We start from the raw sequence: 4,018 nt of genomic DNA, 5'->3' as shown, positions 1-4,018 counted from the left end.
CACCTTGTGGCAGGGTCACTGGTGAGTGCTGAGCAAAGTGGATGCACCGACGCAAAAGATGTAGCAAATCAAACAGAAAGAGATTTTCTGAGACCCTCCAGCTCGCTTCTTACCCTATCTCATAACCTGTTTTATACAGAAAATGAGATCTCATCAAATCGATATCTCATGGTTTCAAAGCGTTTGTGATTAGCACCCCTCGCATAATGGGAGCATTACATAGGTGTCCCACCGGACGGATGGGACACACTATTTCTTCTATGACTCATTAACGAGGTAAGCATTATGACTAACAGCAAACTGGTACAAAATGATTCGCTCAGTACAAAAGAGTACGAGCAGAACGGATTTGTGGCGGCCACGGAAACCAATGAGTTTAGCTATACATCGGCGCGTGTTGCGAAGGTAGCCTATAACGAGTACAAGCCCAACGAGTTTAAAGTGTCCGGTTACTGGACTGACTGGTCGCAATATGACGGCCGTCTCGATGGTGATTTCGCGCCTTCCAGCTGTGGGCGCGGCGTTGACCTGGCGTTATTAGACCCCTTTGCTTACGATAAAATTACGCTGGGTTTCTGCGGGATTGTCGGCGATACCGGCGAGAAAGCGACGACCATCAACAATGCCGCAGTCGACTTCCAGCGTACGCAATGGCAACCCACTTTTGTCGATGCGTGGGGAGATGTTGCCTCCTATCGCAACTGCGGCTTTGCGGGCTGGGTAAGCAATGATTACATGGCGCTTTTCCATCAGTACGATGCACAGGGCGTTCTGGGGGGGTTACGCGATGTACAGAAAAAGAACCCGAATCTCCATCTTTCAATGAGTATCGGCGGCTGGACCATGAGCCAAGCGTTCCACTTTATGGCTAAAGATCCACATAAACGCGCGCTATTCTGCGACGGCCTGACCGATCTGTTCACCCGATTCCCGATGTTTAGCGAAATCGATCTGGATTGGGAATATCCGGGGGCACCGGGAAATACCGGTAATACCTACGATGATACTGACGCACCAAATTTTGCTGCCTTGATTAAGGATGTGAAAGCCGCGCTGAATAAAATCAATCGCAGTGATGTGAAAATTAGCGTTGCCGCTGCTGGTGACATCGAGAAACTGAAAAAAGCCAATATTCCAGCGCTCATTGATGCGGGGGTCTGGGGCATTAATTTAATGACCTACGACTTCTTTGGTACGCCGTGGGCTACCGAGCTGGCGCATCATACCAATCTCTACCCGAATGGCAGCGCGAATAACTGGAGCGTAGAGACCGCCGTTAATTATCTGGAGTCGATTGGGGTGCCGCTTAAACAGGTCTTTATCGGTTATGCCGGTTATAGCCGTAATGCTCATGATGCGACGATCCAGAGCGTATCTCCGCTGAAAGGAACTTACACGCCAGGATACGGCACGACGGTCGGAACATTTGAATCCGGCTCAACGGAATGGTACGACCATATCGCAAATTATCTTGATCTGGAAAACCAGACCGGTCGCAATAATTTTATTGTTTACACCGATGAAGTGGCGGATGCGGATTTCCTGTATAACCCACAGTCTAAAGTCTTTATGTCGCTGGATACCCCGCGCACCGTGAAGGCCAAAGCCGAGTACGTAAAATCCCGCGGCCTGGGTGGCCTGTTTACCTGGACGGCGGATTTGGATCGCGGTCCGCTGGTGAATGCGGCTCGCGAAGGGCTGGGCTGCGAAATGACGCGGCAAACTGTTGATATGAGACCGTTCTATTTTAAAGGTATTACGAAGTAAGCGCTCATGTCCCCCTGTAAAGGGGGACATTTTCGGCTGTCTCAATCGTGTAAAAAACATAGATAAGTAAATAAATATTGTGTATCAGGTGAATTATTATTTTGGATTGAATAAGTAAATTTATATTACATTTTATGACATTGCCTTCTTATTTTTAGATTTTTTTATGGTTTTTTACATCAGGTTTGACAATTCTCTCAGTTAGATGATTATTTTTGGTACTAAAATAACGCATCTCAATAGTTAATGGATTTTCAAATGGTTACATCATTCATGATTGGAAATGATTTATTGTTTGATACAAGTGAAATGGTTCTTCATCATCTTAAGGATGGGGAAAGTATTCATTTATCCGGCGTGAAAGGTCGCTGTTTGAAATGTCTCATCTCACATACCCAACAAGATATAACGACAAAAAAGCAAATTTGCGATGAGGTATGGGGACAATTTGGTTTATTCGCCAGCGATAGTACGTTATTGCAGACGATTTATGCCTTGCGGCGGGATTTGCGGGATATAGAGATGACGGATTTAATCGTTACCCATCCCCGACTGGGCTACCAGATCAATCCGGCCTATAGCGTTACACCGGTTGCTGAATTAGGCGCTGAAAAAAATGAACCTGCTGCCACTGAGGTATTTTCCTGTCCTTCTGACACTGATATTCTCAGTGCCCATTATGAAATTCAGAAAAAAACCGAAGGCAAAAAAACAGACGTTGCCGTTAATCTCTCCCTGCATAAGGCGAGGGTTATTTTAGCGTTCCTGACATTTGTATTGACTACAGTATTAGTACTCCTGACAGTGTTTTTCTACAGGGAAGAGTTACGTCTTCATAATGGCGGAAAAAACTTGTATTTAAATCCTGAAACGGGAAAAGATAGTCATGGACAAAAAGGGTTTATCCTGTGCCAGTGCAATAAGTACGATACAAGCGAAAATTGCAAAAATCATGAATATATATGTAAAAAAGTGACTTCATGATATTTTTCGTTACGTAATGCAACTTAAGTTTATTATGCGTTTGGTGGATAAGGCGAGAGCGTCATCTTGCCACCGAAAAGCTCGGTTAACCGTCGTTCGGCAAGATGATGCGTCCAGTGATGAGCCGGTTAGATGAAATAATGCCTCAAGTGGTGCATCACAGAATTTCCAGCAGGTCTGATTAATAGAGCTGGCAGCCAGAGAGCCATCCAGAACAAGCTCGAGTTTTGTCACCGCATCGGTGATGTAGAGATCATAATGAAGCCCATTCCGATAATTAACCAGATAACGAGTTCCGCGGAGAGTTTATGCTTTCTGATACTGGCTTTATCTGTGGAGCGAAGGACCTGAGAGACATTCAGGAGGTATTGAGTGCCGAAAAGAGGAAAGAGATTCGGGTTCAGCCCAGGTTGTATCGCATAGCGACAGGTTGAATGTATGAAAAAGCCCCATCAAAAATGATGGGGCTTATTATGCTACGCTTACGCGGGTTTTTTCACAAAGCAACAACAAGCAGGCGATTAAGCCAGTTTGTTGATCTGTGCAGTCAGGTTTGCTTTATGACGTGCAGCTTTGTTTTTGTGGATCAGACCTTTAGCAGCCTGACGGTCCACGATCGGTTGCATTTCGTTAAATGCTTTCAGTGCAGTAGCTTTGTCGCCAGCTTCGATAGCTGCGTATACTTTCTTGATGAAAGTACGCATCATAGAGCGACGGCTAGCGTTGTGCTTGCGGGCCTTTTCAGACTGAACGGCGCGCTTCTTAGCTGATTTGATATTAGCCAAGGTCCAACTCCCAAATGTGTTCTATATGGACAATTCAAAGGCCGAGGAATATGCCCTTTTAGCCTTCTTTTGTCAATGGATTTGTGCAAATAAGCGCCGTTTAAATTGCAGCACTCGTTGCGTAGTGATGGCGCAGGATTCTACCAGCTTGCGGGGCGTGAATACAGCCTTTCCACGAGAAAAATTGCATTGGTGTGCCCGTGAAGGGCGTCAATTTGTTTCATAACGATGAAAACCATCCTCTTTCTGTTTCGTAGAAACAATCGCCGGTTAACGTTGAACGCGGTACAGGGTATACTTTCACGATTTTCACTGTTTTGAGCCAGACATGAAGCTGATACGAGGCATACATAATCTCAGTCAGGCCCCGCATGGGTGTGTGCTGACTATTGGTAATTTCGACGGCGTGCACCGTGGCCATCGTGCGTTGCTGCAGGGCTTACGGGAAGAAGGGCGCAAACGCAATTTACCGGTGATGGTGA

At 45.9% G+C, this 4,018-nt stretch carries 4 protein-coding genes and 3 pseudogenes; 5 read left to right on the top strand and 2 right to left on the bottom strand.

The annotated features are described in order from the left end of the window. The 3 genes from FDW87_RS21210 to FDW87_RS16335 all read left to right on the top strand — a co-directional run. A partial coding sequence (locus tag FDW87_RS21210) for a hypothetical protein (RefSeq protein WP_212725445.1) occupies positions 1 to 189 on the top strand: 189 nt, incomplete at its 5' end. A 96-nt stretch (positions 190 to 285) separates the two neighbouring features. Further along, the gene (locus FDW87_RS16340) at positions 286 to 1,767 is read left to right on the top strand and encodes a glycoside hydrolase family 18 protein (RefSeq protein ID WP_019078334.1); all 1,482 of its coding nucleotides are present in this window, start codon (positions 286 to 288) and stop codon (positions 1,765 to 1,767) included. Between the two features lie 258 nt (positions 1,768 to 2,025). Next, positions 2,026 to 2,751, top strand: coding sequence for a winged helix-turn-helix domain-containing protein (locus FDW87_RS16335; RefSeq protein ID WP_016155655.1), 726 nt, complete (start codon positions 2,026 to 2,028; stop codon positions 2,749 to 2,751). 110 nt (positions 2,752 to 2,861) lie between these two features. On the opposite strand, the pseudogene FDW87_RS16330 reads toward FDW87_RS16335, so the two are convergent. Together FDW87_RS16330 and rpsT are read right to left on the bottom strand one after the other, a co-directional pair. Further along, positions 2,862 to 3,204: pseudogene (locus FDW87_RS16330) on the bottom strand (transposase domain-containing protein); the annotation flags it as partial. Between the two features lie 68 nt (positions 3,205 to 3,272). Next, the gene (rpsT, locus tag FDW87_RS16325) at positions 3,273 to 3,536 is read right to left on the bottom strand and encodes a 30S ribosomal protein S20 (protein WP_003018940.1); all 264 of its coding nucleotides are present in this window, start codon (positions 3,534 to 3,536) and stop codon (positions 3,273 to 3,275) included. A gap of 105 nt (positions 3,537 to 3,641) precedes the next feature. Here rpsT and FDW87_RS22865 point away from each other — a divergent pair. After that, positions 3,642 to 3,857: pseudogene (locus FDW87_RS22865) on the top strand (DUF2575 domain-containing protein). 7 nt (positions 3,858 to 3,864) lie between these two features. Beyond that, positions 3,865 to 4,018, top strand: a pseudogene (locus FDW87_RS22860) (bifunctional riboflavin kinase/FAD synthetase); the annotation flags it as partial.

Source organism: Citrobacter sp. wls826 (assembly GCF_005281245.1).
Classification (GTDB): domain Bacteria; phylum Pseudomonadota; class Gammaproteobacteria; order Enterobacterales; family Enterobacteriaceae; genus Citrobacter; species Citrobacter braakii.
This window is presented reverse-complemented; position numbering and strand designations above follow the sequence as displayed.